The sequence below is a fragment of the Oribacterium sp. C9 genome, assembly GCF_002007235.1.
Lineage (GTDB): Bacteria > Bacillota > Clostridia > Lachnospirales > Lachnospiraceae > Oribacterium.
In genome coordinates this window covers 29,954-47,928 of the sequence record NZ_MUHW01000025.1, presented here as the reverse complement: position 1 = coordinate 47,928, position 17,975 = coordinate 29,954, and the positions used below count along the sequence as shown (strand labels likewise).

Here is a 17,975-nt window from a genome sequence, read left to right as displayed (position 1 = left end):
ACGCTTTAATTCCTTTCTGCCTTCATGGACTTCTTGTTCTCGTACATCAGACTGTCAGCCCGTTTGAAAACATTTTCCACAGTGCTGTCATTGTACGGGTCAAACAAGGTCCAGCCTACAGCAGCAGAAACACGCTCCCAAGGCTCCAGGGTTTCATCGGATGAAAGTTCACTTATGGTATTCCTGAACTTTTCGATCAGAGCTTCTGCCTCATCATAGTCACTGTTTTCCAGGATGACTACGAATTCGTCACCGCCTATTCTGAAAACAGGAGAATGTGCGAAAGTCACGCATACCAGCCGGCACAGTTTTTTTATGGCGATATTGCCCTTTTCGTGCCCGTAAGTGTCATTTATCTTTTTCAGATAATTCAGATCGATCATGGCGATTCCGAATTTGCCGCCATCATCGTCTTCCATGTGCAGCTCTATGAGCTGCACTTCTTTTTCGTAAGCATTTCTGTTGCGGATTCCGGTCAGAGTATCACGGTCCGCCTGAATACTGAGTTCTGCATTTTTGGCCTGAGCAGTCTTCAGCTCCTGGATGGTCAGATTAAGAGTAGTGGTGTACTCATGTATGCTTTTCATCATGGAGGCTATCTGCATTGCCAGAGAGGTGACTTCGTTCCTGCCTTTAGCATTATCTATGATAATGTCTGCAACGGCAGGATCTTTGTTGTCGGTATATTTTTGAACATCAGCCTGCAGCTGTGACAGCTTTTTCAGACAGATCTCATTAATGAATATGAGCAGAATATCCATGGCTATAAATACTATCACTGCGATCATGGCCATTTCCACGAGAGCATTTTTCAGAAGCTCTTTGTTGATCGTTTCTGTAAATGTCTCTGCACCGACTATACCAACCAGCTCTCCATTCATGTAAAACGGGGTGTAGAAGGCATATGTTCGCCCGTAATAATTATCTGATTCATCAAAGCCGCTTTGTTGCTCACCGGTTTCCCAGGTTTTCCAGAACTTTTTATGTCCTTCCCGTGGCATGTCTATAAGATCGCAGATCCGCATGCGCGATGGATCATCAGCATAAGGTCTCCTGTCGGAGTCTATAATGTAATACACTTCATCAGATCCGTCGCCTTTAGGTATCAGGAGCATGGTGTATGGAACGTTCAGAGTTTTCTCAGCTTTCCAGAATATATCAGTCCAATAGAGATAGTTATATATGGCGCAGGCTTCACTGGTTTCTTTGTCGAAATCCTCATAGCTGTAATCCTTTCCGAATTCCTGATCCGGAAATTTTTTATCCATGAGAGTGTGGAAATAGTATTCGGCGTCTGAACAGTCGGTGCCGAAGTCGATGGGAAGATAAAGCTCATCTCTGTGAGCTATGAGATAATCTTTGAAAAACGGAAATTCGTCGGAGTCATCTTCTACAAGCATGCATAAGAAGCCGGAGACAGCCTGTATCTGATCCTGACAGTTCTTCAGGTATCGGCTGTACTCCTGCCTGTATGTTATATAACCGCTCGTACAAACTGCGATAACAGTGATCAGCAGAAATACGATCAGCAGTTTGAAATTTAAACTGTCGGTCTTGCGTTTCATCTCGCTCCTTCGATCTGTGGTTCATGAATTTTTTATAAGTGGTATTAAGAACCGGATAAAGCTGGGAAGATTTAAGCTACCGGATCCGGTTCACGCTATTTAGATTTATATCGACAGTAAATATGAGTTTTATCAATGGGAAATCAGGCCGGAGATTTGCCATAAGACCTTTTGTAAGTAAAGAAAATAAAATTGCATTGTATGTAGCATATTCAGGTGCTAGTATGGATTGGAAACATTGACTAAATAATAACAATTCATTTGAAATGTTGTTATTATCAAGAAAGAGGTAACAATATTATGAAAAAGAGAAATATTGGAAAGTCAGCAACAGCGGTAGTTCTTGCAAGTGCAATGACCGCTTCGGCTCTTGCAGGATGCGGATCAAAGCCGGCAGAGACAGCAGCGGCAACAACAGCTGCAGCAACGGAGGCATCTACAGAGGCAGCAAAGGTTGAATCAGGAGCTGATGGTACTTATGAAGGTACTGCAGTTGGACAGGGTGGAGAGAGCAATCCGGTTAAGGTTGCCATCACACTTAAGGATGGAAAGATTGCAGATGTCAAGATTGAAGGCCCCGGCGAAACAGATGGTATCGGATCCAAGGCAATCGAGTCATTTCCTGAGGAGATGATCGAGAGAAATACAATTCAGGTTGATGCGATTTCAGGAGCAACAATTACATCAAAAGCTATTGTAGAAGCAGCTACAGCTGCACTTGCAGAGGCTGGACTTAAGCCCGAAGATCTTGAATCAGTAGAGGCAGCCGCAGCAGCACCTCAGGAAGATATGTCTGTTGAAGCTGATGTAGTAGTTGTTGGTATGGGTGGTGCCGGAATGACAGCCGCTATCACAGCAGCTGAGGCAGGAAAGAATGTTGTTATTCTCGAGTCACAGTCAATGGGCGGAGGAAACACAGTTCGTTCAACCGGCGGACTTAACGCAGCCAAGACAGCAACACAGGATGAAAATGAGTTCGGTGAGGCTGACGGTGTAAACAAGACACTTAATACTGCCAAGGAGTCATGGGCTGACAATGAAGTTATCACAGAGCTTGCTGCTACAGTTCAGAAGCAGTGGGATGAGTATCAGGCAAAGCCTGAAGGTTACTTTGATTCTGTAGAGCTTTTTGAGCTTGATACAATGATCGGTGGTAAGGGAATAAATGATTTTAGCCTTGTTAAGACACTTTGTGAGAATACCTCAGGCGCAGTTGACTGGCTGAAGGATCATAACGCTGATCTTCCATCAGTTGGTGCTTTCGGCGGTGCATCTGTAAAGCGTATACACAGACCTGTCAATGCTGAGGGAAAGACAACTGCAGTTGGTTCTTACCTCGTGCCTATCCTTACAAAGAACGTAGAGGACAAGGACAATATCGATGTTTACTATAATACAACAGCAAACAAGATCATCATGGAAGATGGCAAGGCTGTAGGTGTAGTTGCCGAGGGTGAGACAGGTAATACTGTTACTGTTAACGCAAAGGCAGTAATTCTTGCTACAGGTGGTTTCGGTGCTGATCTTGATAGAGTTGTTAAGTACAATCCGGATCTTGAGGGCTTTGTTACAACCAATGCCGCAGGTTCTCTTGGACAGGGTATCGATATGGCGACAGCTGATGATGTTAAGGCTGACACAGTTGATATGGAGCAGATTCAGATTCATCCTACAGTGACTGTTGATGCTGATGGTAACGCTCACCTTATCACAGAGGGTATCCGTGGAGACGGTGCTATCCTTGTCAATATGGAAGGAAAGAGATTCTATGACGAAGTATCTACAAGAGATAAGGTTTCCGCAGCTGAAATCGCACAGACAGATGGATGTGCATGGATCATTCTTGATCAGAAGATGATGGATGCTTCATCAGTTTACACAGGATATTACAATTCCGGCTATGCAGTAAAGGGCGAAACATACGAAGAGCTTGCAGAGGCTATGGGCGTTCCAGCAGATGCATTTAAGGAGACCATGGACGGATGGGCTAAGATCTGGGCTGACAAGAAGGATGCCGAGTTTGGACGTACATCATTCTCAAGTGATAATGATCTTACAACGGCTCCTTTCTATGCTATCAAGGTTTCTCCGGGAATCCATCACACAATGGGTGGTCTTAAGATCGATACTTCTGCAGAAGTTATCAATACTGAGGGTAATGTTATCCCTGGTCTGTTTGCAGCAGGTGAGGTTACCGGAGGTGTTCACGGTGCTAACCGTCTCGGTGGAAATGCAGTAGCTGATATCATCGTATTCGGAAGAATCGCAGGCGATAGTGCAGTAGCATACATTGGATAATGTTTTGACCGTAGATGTCATAATCATAATACCGGGAGCCGTTCACACAATAGTGTGGCGGCTCTTTTCCGTCCCCGTGATTGCCTCATGACTTCATTTCAACTGGTAAATAATAGATGGGCGGCCACCGGTTTCATATTGATGGATTCTATGGCATTTTCCATAAGATTGTCTACGATGGATATTCTGGAGTTTCCAAGTATAAAAGCGGCAAGAATCTGATGCCGGAATAAAAAAAATAAATAGGCAGTATTAGTTAATAAAAGAGAGTTAGATGTTGCTAACTCTCTTTTATTTTACTATATTTTTGGGGTTAGCGCGCACTAACTCATTAAATAAAGGGGTTAAGTAGAGATGAAAAAGCAATTATATCGGGCAATGACGGCAATGCTGACATTGTCCTTGGTCAGTGTACCATTTTCATCGATTTCCAATGCGGCTAACACCGGAAGCATGTTCTCGATCGTTAAAGATATCGGTTTTCAATACGATGGGAAAGACTGGGTATATCTCAATGCCTTTGGAAATAAAATAACAGGATGGGTAACTGCGCCGGATGGATACAAATATCATATGAATGTCCAGAACGGAATCATGGATACGGGATGGTTTCTGGATACAGATGGAAAATGGTACTTTTTGAATGAGATAAGCGATGGAACAAAAGGGCGGGTAATGACAGGCTGGAACTGGATAGACGGTTACTGTTATTATTTCGACCAGAACGGCGTCATGGCGGCAAGTACCTTTACGCCGGATCACTATTTTGTAAATAAAGACGGGCAGTGGTCGGAAACAGACGGAACAGTTCATTATGTTGAGGGAAAGGGAATCAGAACGAGAAAAGTTCTCGGAGCAAACAGGGTAGAGCTGGGAAAGCCTGTGGTCAGAGGAGGTTCCGGTGAGTCTGGTGGAAGCGGAAGCTCAGGATGGAGAGAAAGACCGACGGAACCTGAAACAAAGCCGTCTGAGACAAAGTCGGATCCAAAACCCATGGAGTCTGAAACTGAGCCTCAGGACACTCCTGAGCCTTCAGGTGATAACGGCGGTAAAAAGGATGATCGTAAGGGTGGTGCTGTATCAGTGACAGGCATTAAGCCTCTGAGGGCAGTGTGTGTTAACTTCAAGGGTGACGAGAAAAAGACCCGTCAATATATAGAGAAGAAAATAAAGAACAGCGGAATAAGCTTTTATCTTTCAAACGGCAAGCTCACCACAGCCATAGTAACGGACTGGGAGCTTCAAGGTGATGCGGTTTCCGGTAGTATCATGAAGGCAAGACCTGTGTCCTTCCGGGTGGATGAAAGCTACAGAGATATAGAAGATCAGTTAAAGAAATATGATGTAACGCTTTCCATAGAGATCTCCAATTCAGAGTCAGGCAGTTTTGATCCAAAGAATCCTACAGAGCCGGAACAGCCGACACTGGAAGATCCAACATCAGAAGACCCTACACAGGAGGAACCGACTGCTGAGAACACAGAGAATAAGAAGCATCCTGATAACTGGGCTATCACAGGATATGTTCAGCCTGAGGCAGTGGAAACAGATTACATAGATGCGGAACTTTCAAGTTATCAGGCTTACTTCCCAAAGACTATTACATTTAAGACTAATGATGGCACAACTATAACCATTGATGCCAGATGGAACGGATATAGCGGAAGCTTCGGGCCGGGAAAAGAGATATGTGTGAAGTGCGATAACGGTTATGAGGATCTTCCTTCGGATGTAAGGACAAAACTGATGGATTCCTTTGAAAATATCGGAACGCCGACTTTCACCATCAGATTTAGGGAAAAGGAAACGGAGAAACCAAAGGATAAGATCAAAGTCACACTGGATCGTGAGCCGGTGTCAGAAGGTTCATATAAGGAGTATAGATACGCCTTTGATGAGGAGCTATGTATAGAGCTTTCAAATTACACAGGTGACGGAAGGGATGTAAGTATCACGGGAGCAAGTGGATTTAAAACCACACTTGATAAGCTGTCATTTGATGCGGCAACAGGAAAAGCAAGTGCAGATGTATCGGATTTTATGCCATCTGGACTCACAAATTATTTCTGGCTCACAGTGGAATATGATGGCGAAAATGCATTACAGGCCAAGATAAACGTTACAACAGACAGAAGCGTAAGCTTCAAAAACGGTGGAACAGGATACTCACCAAGATATGAAAATGTATCAAAAAAGAAGGATTTTGAAACTGAGCTTAGTTTTGTAAATGTGCCTTCTGAAGATATTAAAAAGCTTGTTTTTGTAAAGGGTGATGCAGACATAACAGATCAGCTTGGATTTACTGAAACCGAAGAGGAGGGAGTTTACAGACTCACAGTTCCCAGTGAATTTATAAAGAGCAACATATCCTGGGGTTCGGTCAGCTTCACTTTGAAGTGTAGAGGAGTAATGCCGGTTACAGTTTACCTTTCTGTGATGAGAGATCCTGCTCTCAGTAAAGATAAGTATCAGGGGTACTATGTGACGGAGAATCCTGTGATAACTCTAAGCAATTTCTCGTTGGATAAGAACTCGATTTCTGATCTTGAACTTAGCCTCGCAAAAAATGTTACCGGGGCAGAAGAGAGAATTCTTGTAAAGAATGAAGATTACAGGATAAGTGAGAACGATAAAAAGATAACCATCATTTCGAAGAATGCTCTTCAGACAGAGACATTGGAGGAAGACATAAAATACAGGCTTAAGGTGAAGGCGCCTCTTGATGAGGATGAAGCTTCCATAGACCTCGATTATAAAAAGGACAGGGCACTGGAAGTGATCCTTGCCGGAACCATCATCCCAGATATGCCTGTTTATCTCAGAATAACAAATCTCAATTACGGTGAGACTCTTGAGGATGTAGAGATCTATGCAGGAGAAGATAAACTTCAGGGCCTGACTGTGGTGGAAAGAAATTTTGTCAGCAAGATATGCATTCCATATGAGACTTTTTCAAAATATGTGAAAGACGGAAAGGCGGATCTCACAGTAAAGAAACCGGGTATCAAGAGTGCGGATCTTAGTATCAGTATGCCTGAGTTTACTGGAGAAGATGCACCGGTAGAGACGGCATTAACAGATAACTATGGTTATTCTAAGTTCGAGTTACAGGACGGAATCCCTGTTTTTTCGGGAAAAGGAGATGTTTATATCAAGGTGACAGACAAGGAAATTCCTAATGACATTTTGAAGGGTACCGTTGGCGTATTCCATAAGAAAGGTACAGCTCCCGGTGAAGGGGTTCCTGTGTATATAGAGGGCTACAGCGAGATATGCTCGAATTACTCTTCAAAGGAGAAATGGATAAAGTTCGCACTTTACACATACAGAGAGGAACTTGGCAAAGCTGTTGTCATGGATGGAGACAAATATTCTGTATATACCATAACTGTATATATTCCGGGTTATAAAACCGTGGATATCGATGTGGCTTTAAAGCCCGATGGTGGTTACTGATAGTAGGGGTTAAACGAGAAGTATGAAATGTAAAAATATCAAAAGGCTCACAGCGCGAGGGGTGGCTCTCACGCTGGCGACTGCCGAAATTTTCGGAACTGCGGCACCTGTAAGGGCGTATGCGGAGAAAAGGGTTGAAGAGAAAGAAAATACTGAAATGATTGAGGAGACAGAAGCGCTGCTCAGTGAAATGAGCAGTCCCTATGATGTCCTCATCAAATTCAGAAATCCTGAAGACTCAGGACTTTCGAGAGCGGAAAAGGCGACTGTATCTCAGAAGAAGGCAAAAGAGATAATAGAAAAGGCGATAGAAAACGACAGTACAAAGGTCTCGGAGTGGGAGTCCTTCTACATCACCAATGCCATTCATATTAAGACTAAGGACAAGAAACTTATTCTGGAAATCGCATCCCTTCCTGAGGTCATCAAAGTCACATCAAACGGACATGTTGAGAACATTGAACCTGTTGAGGATGACCCCATGGACAGGATGCTGAGGACCCAGCAGACAAAAATATTCGTACCTGATGAGAGAGATATCGAATGGGGTGTCAGTCTCATACATGCAGACAAGGTCTGGGAGGATTTCGGAATCGATGGAAAAGGCACTGTGGTGGGAATCATAGACGGAGGAGCGAACTACAATCTTCCTGCTCTGAAAAAACATTTTTATGATTATGATTCCACAACAGGCGAGGTGAACAAGGATAAGGAGGATGACCCGTCTACGGAAGATAAATGGGAAGGCTGTGCCTACAGAGACTTCGTTGACGGTACGAGCACTCCTCAGAAGACATCTTCTGACGATCACGGAACCCATGTGGCAGGTACCATAGTAGGCTCTGAAAATAACAGTACCAACAGGATAGGAGTTGCTCCCGGTGCAAGATTTATTACAGCCAGAGCCATGGGAGTTGACGGAGGAGAAGTATCGGATCTTATAGCTGCGGCAGAATGGATGCTTCAGATGAGACCGGATGTAGTCAACAATTCCTGGGGCGGCGCGGCTGATACAGACGAGTGGTTCAAGGATGTTACGGATGCCTGGGAAGAGGCAGGTATAATTCCTGTTTTTGCAGCCGGTAATACCTCAGGCGAGGTTCCGGGGGAAGGCACTATTTCTAATCCTGCCAACTATCCCAATGTCATCGCCGTTGCAGCAGTGGACAGGAACAAGAAGATCGGCAACTTTTCGAATAAAGGACCATCTGCCTTTGACAGTTCCCTTACGAAGCCGGAGATAGCGGCTCCCGGTGTTCAGGTACGTTCCGTTGATTCAAGGGGCACCTATGTGTCATGGAATGGAACCTCCATGGCTGCTCCCCATGTGACAGGAGCCGTAGCCCTCATAAAGGCAGCAGCAAAGAAATACGGAAAGGCAGAGGAATATGATGAGCTTTCAGAGATAAGGGAACTTATCATGGAAACAGCAGAGCCTCTTACGGATTCACAGTTCACAGAATCGCCCAACTTTGCTTACGGTGCGGGTCTTATCAATGTCTACGATGCGGTGGCAAAGATCGCAGGTGAAGATCAGTCAAGGATCATAGGAACTGTTCTTCAGGCCGGTGAAGATAAAGAAGCTCCCGTGGTGAAGCTGGATATGCAGGATGAAGCTTATGTTGGGCGAGACCTAATAATAAAGGCGGAAATCTCTGATGATATATCCATACGTTCCGCAAAGCTTAAATACTGGACAGAGGATGAGTCGAAGGCAGAGGAAAAGCTTATGACTGTAAAGTCCGGAACTCAGAAGGACGGAGTATATACTTATACGATTCCATCCGAGGAGCTTACAGTCGGGGAGTTAAACATTGTCATAGAGGCTACAGATTATAAGAATACCAAAGTAAAGGCTGAGAAAAAGATCCTCATGAGAAAGGGTGTAAGTTTCCCATGGTCTGAGGATTTTGAAAAGGCTGAAACAGGACTTAAGGGCTTCATCATAGACGGATGCTGGGAACTTTCTCACAGAGAATCGGTTAAGGAACCGGAATTTCCGAAGGGAAAGGATGGGGCAGATAATAAGACCTATATAGGAATCGACGGAGGATATCCGTATTTTGAGCGCCGTAAGGACAGCAGCCTTTATCTTCCTCCGGTGGATCTCACAACAGTTGTGATAGATAAGGATGATCCAAAGACCATACCGACACTGTCAGTCGACATGTATAACGGATTTACAGGTATATCCACAAGTAAGGTGCAGGCATCCTTTACAGGAAGAGAGGATGACTGGGAAGATATCTATGACGTTATTCTGAGACCGGATATAACAGAGAGAAACTGGGAGCATGTGACCATACCTCTCGATAAATATGTTGATGATCAGGATACTCCGGAAGAAGATAAGATAAATAAGGAGGGCAGACCTCTTCAGATCAGATTTTACTTTTTCGGACATGATGCGGATGAAGGCATAGGCTGGTATCTTGATAATCTGGAGATCACGAAAGGTGAGGATGTTGCACCGGGACAGGTACAGGATCTTCGCGGAACTGTTGAAAACAAGGGACTGAGAATTCATTTCGTTGCCAATGAAGAATCTGACATGGATCATTATGTCATAGAGAGAAAAACGGATGGAGAATCCGCTGATTTCAGAGTACTGAAGAAGATAGAGCAGAATCTTTCGGATTTTCAGTTCATAAACAAGGGAGAAGATAAGAACAGGCCAAGCTCTCATTATCGAGTGAATCTGTATGATGAAACTGCGGAAAGCGGAAAGAGCTATATCTATCGAGTCTCTGCTTATGACAAGAGCGGTAACAGGAGCGAGTATTCAAAGGAACTGAAGATCGACTTTGATACTTATGAGGATTCCGTGAGCTATGACTTCGAAACAGGAGAGTCAGGATTCACCCACGGAACTCTTTCTGATGATGCAGTGGATGACTGGGAATACGGAACAGTTGATGTCATGTCTGACGAGGAGCTTAAGGATAAAACACTTTCCTACAGACTTGCATGGCAGGGAATGAGAAAGAATAAGACCCACCTCTTTGGAACCACACTTAACGGAAAGGCTTCAAACGGACTGGACAGTTATCTTCTTATGCCTGAGGTGAAGGTAGGGGATAAGGACTATCTCTATTTTGATTCCTATTCCGGTATGGGAATGGCAGGCGCAGGAGTTGATTTCTACGTTGAGATAAAGCCTGAAGGGGCTGAAGGCTGGACTGAACTTATTCCTTCAGAACGTATCATGGATGGAGACCAGATCTTCACATGGCATCAGATAAAGCAGTCTCTCGCTGACTACAGCGGACAGACGGTATCCATAAGATTCCGTGCGGAAACATCACAGACCGTCTGGATCGACGGCTACAATCTGGGCTGGTATCTGGATAATGTCTACGTGGGAAAGAAAAGCATAGAGTTTGAAAAGCTTGCAGGCGAGAGATACGGAAAAGAAAAGATAGCTTCAGCTTCTGAAATTGTAAGGTCAGAAGAGAAGGCTGAGCTTGAAGAAAAAGAGGCAGACACTGAAGAAAAAGCTACTCCTTCAGTGCTTGTTAAGAATGTGAAAACCGACAAAGAAGAGGATAGTGATGAAAAGGAGGAAGCGGAAGATGCGGAAGATGCCGATGTAAATGATGAAGAAGATGATGATCAGCAGGAAAGCAGTAATGACGATGAAAAAGAGTACAGACTGACCAAGACAAAGGCAGGCTCCTTTGAGGATCTTTTCTATGAACTTATTGATTCCGATCATGATGGAGAGCTTTCAGAGGAGGAGCTTGAAGAAGCAAGATCAACAGGCGGAAATGCTCCTGATAAGAAGGTGAGCGCCGATGACAGAAGATATACAGCTTCCACAGAAGTGAATGAAGCGGAAGAAAAGACTCTTCACCAGTATTCAACGGAAGAACTTAACAAGCTTGGAGCAGGTCTGTACAGTGAGGGACATATTCCTCTTTCTGCTACCATTACCGTAAAGGAAACCGGAGCATATACCAGATCATCAGAGATAGATGGATCCTTCGCCCTGAATCTGACAGCCGGAGTTAACGGAGCATCAAGGGAATATACACTCCTTATCACCGCTTACGGTCATGAATCAATCGAGAAGAAGGTGAAAGTCACCGGGGGTGACAATGTCTTAAAGGATGCATTTGTGCTTTCGGAAGCTAAAAAGGCAGGCTTCAAGGGACAGGTTCAGGATGAAAACGGAGAACCTCTTTCAGGCGTAAGCATCCGTATAGACGATGATGATCAGTATCAGCTTCTTAGTACTGATGATTCCGGCGCATACTCCATGACAGAGGCATTTGCAGGAAAACATGTACTCAGATTCTTCAAGGATGGATATATTTCCGGGGAAATTACTGTTTCACTGAAGGAAGGTGAAAATACCCTTGATCCGGTGAAGCTCAGTCCTCTTGGCGCCATGAAGAGCGTAGTCACAGATTATGGTGTGAATCCTGTTACAGATTCGGAAGGATATTACGGTACCATCTTCTTTACCAGCGGTGTGAGAGGTCTCGCGGTGAAGTTCCAGTCACCATACAAGGGGTCAATGCTTAAGAGCGCAGAAATCTTTGCGGTGCATAATCAGTATTTCAACGGAAAGCATATTGAGATCGGAGTTCTTCAGTACAACAGTACGGGACGCCTTTTAGAGATAGCACCCTTCAGAGAATATGATGAGCTTAAGCCGAATGAATGGAATACCATAGATTTCAGCGAGTACAACATAAGAACTGATAAGCCGCTTTATATCGCAGTGACCTATGAGGATGATATTTCCATCACAGACAGCATGGGAGTGCTCTATGATGAAAATGCCTCTAAAAAGGCCATATCCCACAGCTTCGTATATGACGGCGCCTTCACTGCAACTGACACCATATCAACAACAGGCGCCTACGGAGTCAAGGCAGCATGGCTTTACGGGGAAGATGCCGAAAAGAATCCCGAGACGGATGATGTCATAGAGGATACTCCTGTCATCGATCCTGAAAAGGATGAATATGAGTTTGATGCGGAAACACAGACCATCACAAAATACAACGGAAAGAGCAAAAACGTTAATGTTCCGTCAAAGATAGGAGGAGTTCAGGTATTAAAGATAGGTGAGGACGCTTTTAACGGAACAGGAAAGGAGGATGATGAAAAGATAAGAACACTCACACTTCCGGATACTCTTACGGAAATTGAGAACAATGCTTTTAAGAACAACATGCTCACGGAAGTTAAGATTCCTGAAAATGTTGAAAGAATAGGATCAGGGGCTTTTTCGCAGCAGTGGAAGCTTAATCTGCAGGACCAGTCCTTTACTGTCATATGTCCCGAAGGAGTGAAGGAAATAGAGGCAGATACATTTGCGGCAGCAGGAAGTCCTTTCCTGGGAGATTTCCCCGGGGTAGAAAAAATCGCAAAGGGCGCATTCACATCCATGTATGATGTGGAGATCTCCGCTCCGCTGCTTAAGGAAGTGGAAGAAAATGCCTTCGGAAGCTACAACAAGAGGGAGTTCACTTATCCGAGAATTTACACAAGCACGGATACGGAGCTTGAAAGCAAGGATCATCAGTACCTCATCAATCCTGTAGTTGTGACAATAAAGGCTCTCAATGCAAGAGACCATGAGGATGTTCTGAGGGAGCTTCACTATTACGGAGACAGCAATACGGAGATCAACAGAACAGTACCTGCAGACAGGTTCTATAAGATGGGTGAAACAGTGACTATCAAGGCCCCGGATGTATCCTCCAAGGGAGGTTCCTACACAAGTGTTGATACGAAAAAAGAGATAAAGCTTCAGAAGGTCAATGTAGTAGAGTTCTACTATCATGCCTATTCCGCAAGACTTCGTACACCGGTACTTGAATCAGATTCGGAAATCCTTGGTTTTGCCGTGCCGGGTGCAAAGGTCTCTGTAAATATGGGTGATGACAGCTATACAGGAACAGCCAACGGAGACGGTTTCTTCGACATTTCTGTAGCTCGTCATAAAGCAGGTACTCAGGTATCTGTTACGGTGAACGGAGAAGCAAGCTATGACGGCGAGATTCGTGAGACTCCTGAAAAGGATTTTCTGGCAGAGGACGGAATCATCAGGAGATATCTCGGAATGAACAGTGTGGTCACTATTCCGAACGATATTGACGGTGCCGGTAAAATAACCGCGATAGGTGACTTTGCATTCTATGATATACCGCTGTATTCGTTGACACTGTCAAGTAAGATAGAGACCATAGGAACCGGTGCATTTATGAACTGCGGACTCACAAGCTTTGGCTTCAATCTTCAGGATATAAATCAGTCGGCTCTTGTTTATATCAATGAATATGCATTCAAGAACAATGATCTCCGGAAGGTGGAGCTTCCCGATCTCACTCATCAGGTGAGGACAGGTGCCTTTGAGAACAATTCCATAAGGCAGCTTAAGCTCGGAAAGTATACTTCACATGTCGGGGCAAGGGCCTTTAAGGATAACTTCATTGAGAGCCTTACAACCTCTGAGAGACAGGAAGAGATAGGTGAATCTGCCTTTGAGAACAACAGAATATCTTCTCTTTATGTATATGGTTTTATGGAAGGATATACAGATGGACTTACTGAAATTCCATCAGCAGCTTTCAGAAATAACCGGCTTACAGAGGCAGTGCTTCCTGCTGAGATAAATAAAGTGGCATCAGATGCTTTTGATAACAATTCAAATGGTGATCAGAGATTTATAATTCAATCCGATAATGAGGACATACTTCCCACAAAGGGTTATGATGTCCGAAGGTCAGATGGAACACTGCTTCGTTATGAAGTAAGATGATACATAGATGATTGAAAAGGTCGCGGCACCGGTATATCCGGGTTCCGCGACCTTTTTTCATATTGTATTTTGAAGATACAGCACCTTACACTCCGGATGTAAAGAACATGGTTGTTCCGCCGAAGTCGCTGAGATCAGCCCTGAGTGCATCTAAAGCGGCATCTATGTTTCCCTTTTTCAGATTATCCAGAATTTCGATGTGATGTCTGGTGTCCATGGAAAACATGATGTCCACATTGGGATTCCAGTAGAACTGAGCATAGGCACGCTTAAGCCTCACCATGCATTGCTTTAACTGGTCGGTAACGTACATGTTGCCACAGCTCTGCACCAGTTTGATATGAAATCCTATGTTGTACTCGAAATGTGTTCTGGCATCAGTATCGTTGATCTTGCAAAGCTGATCCAGACGCTCGAGTTCCGCAAAATCTTCAGCGCTTATATTCTTATAACGTTCACGGAGAATACCTCCTTCGATTGCCAGTCTGAACTGAAGCATCTCAAATATATCTTCCTTTGTGAGACGAATTACCTCATATCCATAGCGGGGAATATTTTTCAGTACTCCATCTGCACAAAGCGAAAGCAGTGCCTCACGAACCGGTGATTTACTGCAGTTGTATTTCTCTATCAATGCCTTTTCATTCAGGATATCACCCGGCGCATAGACTGATGAATAGATATCCTCCAATATTGAATTAACAACATATTCTTTTAAATTAGATGGTTTACGTTCCATGTCAGCCTCTGTTTGTTAATGTCTTGGATATAATAATAATTTTAACCGCTGCTTTTTTGATTTACAAGTTTGACATTTGGGACAATCTTAATAACCACCAATTCTACAGTGGATTTTTTGGTTAAAATCCCTAAATGACAGTTGATAATATCAGTGATAATATCAGTAGTATGAATAGAGAAATTTCAACTGTGGGAAAAGGGGCATCCGCATTTTTTTCTATGAGACAAGCATAGAAGCATTTTGAAATGAAGCGGAGTTTCCTGCGGTATAGGAGGTAATGATGGCAGAGGCAACACTCAGTAAAGAACTGATGGATAATTATACAGACATCCTTCGCAACGAATTGATACCTGCGATGGGATGTACAGAACCTATAGCTATAGCGTACGCAGCGTCTATGGCGAGAAAGATACTTGATGATGAACCTGTACACATCACTATTAACTGTTCAGGAAACATGATCAAAAACGTTAAGGGTGTAAAGGTTCCGAATTCAGGCGGACAGAGAGGGATAGAAGTTGCGGCTACTCTCGGAGTGGTTGGCGGAGATCCCGATAAGAAGCTGGAGGTAATCGCCGGAGTAACAGACGAGGACAGAGAGAAGACGAGACAGCTGGTGGCTGAAAAGTTTTGTGACTGCAATTATGTGGAGAATGTTCCTAACCTCTATATTCAGGCGATCATAAAGGGAAAGAATCATGATGCGGAGGTCATCATCTCCGAGCATCATACGGATATTTCTCTTATTAAAAGAGACGGGGAGACACTTCTTGAATCCGGCGTTAAGAATGAGTATTCAGATACTATCCGCACCGGTGACAGAAGCCTTATGACCCTTCGCGGACTGCTTGATTATGCAAATCAGGTGGATCTCAATGAGGTTAAGGATATGATGAATCGCCAGATAGAGATGAATTCTGCCATATCCCAGGAAGGTCTCGATAATCCATGGGGAGCAAGTGTAGGAAAGACCATACTTGAAGCTTATGGCAGAGATGTCAGATCCTGTGCATGTGCAGCGGCAGCAGCAGGATCCGATGCCAGGATGTCAGGCTGTCCCATGCCTGTAGTCATTAACTCAGGTTCAGGTAATCAGGGAATCACAGTTACCATGCCTGTAGTGGTATACGCAAAGGAACTTTTCATTTCAGACGAAAAGCGCATGCGTGCACTGCTCATCTCAAATCTTGTATCCATTTACATCAAGCATTATATCGGTGCACTGTCAGCATTCTGCGGAGCAGTAAGTGCATCCTGCGGTGCCGGTGCGGCCATCACTTATATGAGCGGCGGAGACTATGCACATATCGCGAAGACCATAACAAACACCATTGCAAATGTCGGCGGTATCGTATGTGATGGAGCGAAGCCAAGCTGTGCAGCCAAGATCGCTGCTTCTGTCAATGCAGCTATACTTGCACATTACATGAGCATGAATGATAAGTCATTCCAGCCGGGTGAAGGTATAGTTGAGGACGATGTAGAAGAGACCATCAAGAACATGGGCTATATCGGAAAGGTTGGAATGCAGCCTACAGACAAGGAAATACTCAATGTCATGACAGATAAGGTAGATGTCAGTGCCTGCCTGTAAAGATAGCAGTAGATATATAACTTATAATTTATTAAAATATAAATAGAGAGAATAGAAATTAATATATGATCCGATGTCCGGAGGGATGAAAAATCCAAGGATGGCCCGGCCCTCGGTTCACATAAAGTACGTGGCAGGTTCCAAAAGAATCTGGCATTAAAGCCAAAAAACTTTTTTAACGGAGGTTTAAGGGGATGGAAAAGAAAGGCTTTATTCACAGTTTACCATTTAAACTATTGTGCGCACTTGCGATAGGTATCGTCGTAGGTCTGGCACTGAATTCAAGTGATGGCAGTGCTGCATCGCAGGCGATCCTCAATGTACTTGTCTGTGTTAAGTACATCGTAGGACAGTTCATCAGCTTCTGTGTACCGCTCATCATCATCGGATTCATCGCACCATCAATCACAAGACTCGGAAACAATGCTTCCAGAATGCTTATGGTTGCACTCTGCATTGCTTATGTATCATCCATCGGTGCAGCACTTTTTGCTACAACAGCAGGTTTCACTATCCTGCCACACATGGCTATCAATCCTGAGGTTGACGGACTCAAGGAGATACCTTCACCTGTATTTGCACTTGATATCCCACAGATCATGCCTGTAATGTCAGCACTGTTCTTCTCAGTACTTGTAGGACTTGCAGCAGCATGGAATTCAAGCAAGTACATCACAGGCATCCTTGAGGAGTTCCAGAGCATCGTACTCAGCATCGTTACAAAGTTTGTTATTCCTGTACTTCCTGTCCTTATCGGAACAACATTCTGCACACTTGCATACGAAGGATCAATCACAAAGCAGCTTCCTATCTTCCTTGCGATCATCCTTATCGTAATGGTAGGACACTATATCTGGCTTGCACTTCTTTACGGAATCGCAGGTGCTTATTCGGGAAGAAATTCCATGAACATCCTGAAGAACTACGGTCCTGCTTACATGACAGCAGTAGGTACCATGTCTTCAGCCGCTACACTTTCAGTTGCACTTCAGTGTGCAAAGAAGTCAGAGCCTACACTTCGTGATGATATGGTAAGCTTCGGTATTCCACTTTTCGCAAATATCCATCTTTGCGGATCAGTTATGACAGAGACATTCTTCGTTATGGCAGTTTCAAAGATGCTCTACGGTGAGTTCCCACCTGTATCAAAGATGATCATCTTCTGTCTGCTTCTCGGAGTATTTGCTATCGGTGCTCCTGGTGTTCCGGGCGGAACTGTTATGGCATCTCTCGGTCTTATCATCAGCGTACTTGGATTTGATGAGACAGGAACAGCACTTATGCTTACTATCTTCGCACTTCAGGATTCCTTCGGAACAGCCTGCAACGTAACAGGTGACGGTGCCCTGACTCTTATCCTTACAGGATATGCAGAGAAGCATGGAATCACAGAGCATTCTGATGAGATGAAGAAGGCTAAGGCTGCCAACATTGCATAATTGAATTTATTGCCATCTGAAAAAAACTGAATAATCGTTGTATAACACAACACTAAAAAAGGAGTTCTCGAAGGAGAACTCCTTTGTATTTAGCCATAATATATTA

7 protein-coding genes are annotated in these 17,975 nt (G+C 44.1%); 5 read left to right on the top strand and 2 right to left on the bottom strand.

Going from position 1 to position 17,975, the window contains the following annotated elements:
* Nucleotides 1-5 precede the first annotated feature (5 nt).
* Nucleotides 6-1,565: a GGDEF domain-containing protein gene (locus tag BXO88_RS13865; RefSeq protein WP_078038328.1), complete on the bottom strand. Its 1,560-nt coding sequence runs from the start codon at nucleotides 1,563-1,565 to the stop codon at nucleotides 6-8.
* Between the two features lie 300 nt (nucleotides 1,566-1,865).
* Between BXO88_RS13865 and BXO88_RS13860 the strand changes: the two genes are divergently transcribed.
* The 3 genes from BXO88_RS13860 to BXO88_RS13850 all read left to right on the top strand — a co-directional run bounded on the left by BXO88_RS13860 (nucleotide 1,866) and on the right by BXO88_RS13850 (nucleotide 14,094).
* Nucleotides 1,866-3,863 (top strand): flavocytochrome c, encoded by a 1,998-nt coding sequence (locus tag BXO88_RS13860; protein WP_078038327.1) that lies wholly within the window; start codon nucleotides 1,866-1,868, stop codon nucleotides 3,861-3,863.
* 354 nt (nucleotides 3,864-4,217) lie between these two features.
* Entirely contained in the window at nucleotides 4,218-7,319 is a 3,102-nt protein-coding gene (locus BXO88_RS13855) for an N-acetylmuramoyl-L-alanine amidase family protein (protein WP_139355602.1), read from the top strand.
* Nucleotides 7,320-7,341: 22 nt separating this feature from the next.
* Nucleotides 7,342-14,094, top strand: a complete 6,753-nt coding sequence (locus BXO88_RS13850) for a S8 family serine peptidase (protein ID WP_078038325.1) — start codon at nucleotides 7,342-7,344, stop codon at nucleotides 14,092-14,094.
* Nucleotides 14,095-14,179: 85 nt separating this feature from the next.
* Here BXO88_RS13850 and BXO88_RS13845 read toward each other — a convergent pair whose 3' ends face one another.
* The gene (locus BXO88_RS13845) at nucleotides 14,180-14,833 is read right to left on the bottom strand and encodes a GntR family transcriptional regulator (RefSeq protein WP_078038324.1); all 654 of its coding nucleotides are present in this window, start codon (nucleotides 14,831-14,833) and stop codon (nucleotides 14,180-14,182) included.
* A gap of 283 nt (nucleotides 14,834-15,116) precedes the next feature.
* Between BXO88_RS13845 and BXO88_RS13840 the strand changes: the two genes are divergently transcribed.
* Both BXO88_RS13840 and BXO88_RS13835 read left to right on the top strand, forming a co-directional pair.
* A complete protein-coding gene (locus tag BXO88_RS13840) occupies nucleotides 15,117-16,430 on the top strand; it encodes an L-cysteine desulfidase family protein (protein ID WP_139355601.1) in 1,314 nt (437 codons plus the stop codon).
* A 194-nt stretch (nucleotides 16,431-16,624) separates the two neighbouring features.
* The gene (locus tag BXO88_RS13835; RefSeq protein ID WP_078038322.1) at nucleotides 16,625-17,869 is read left to right on the top strand and encodes a dicarboxylate/amino acid:cation symporter; all 1,245 of its coding nucleotides are present in this window, start codon (nucleotides 16,625-16,627) and stop codon (nucleotides 17,867-17,869) included.
* The last annotated feature ends 106 nt before the right edge of the window (nucleotides 17,870-17,975 follow it).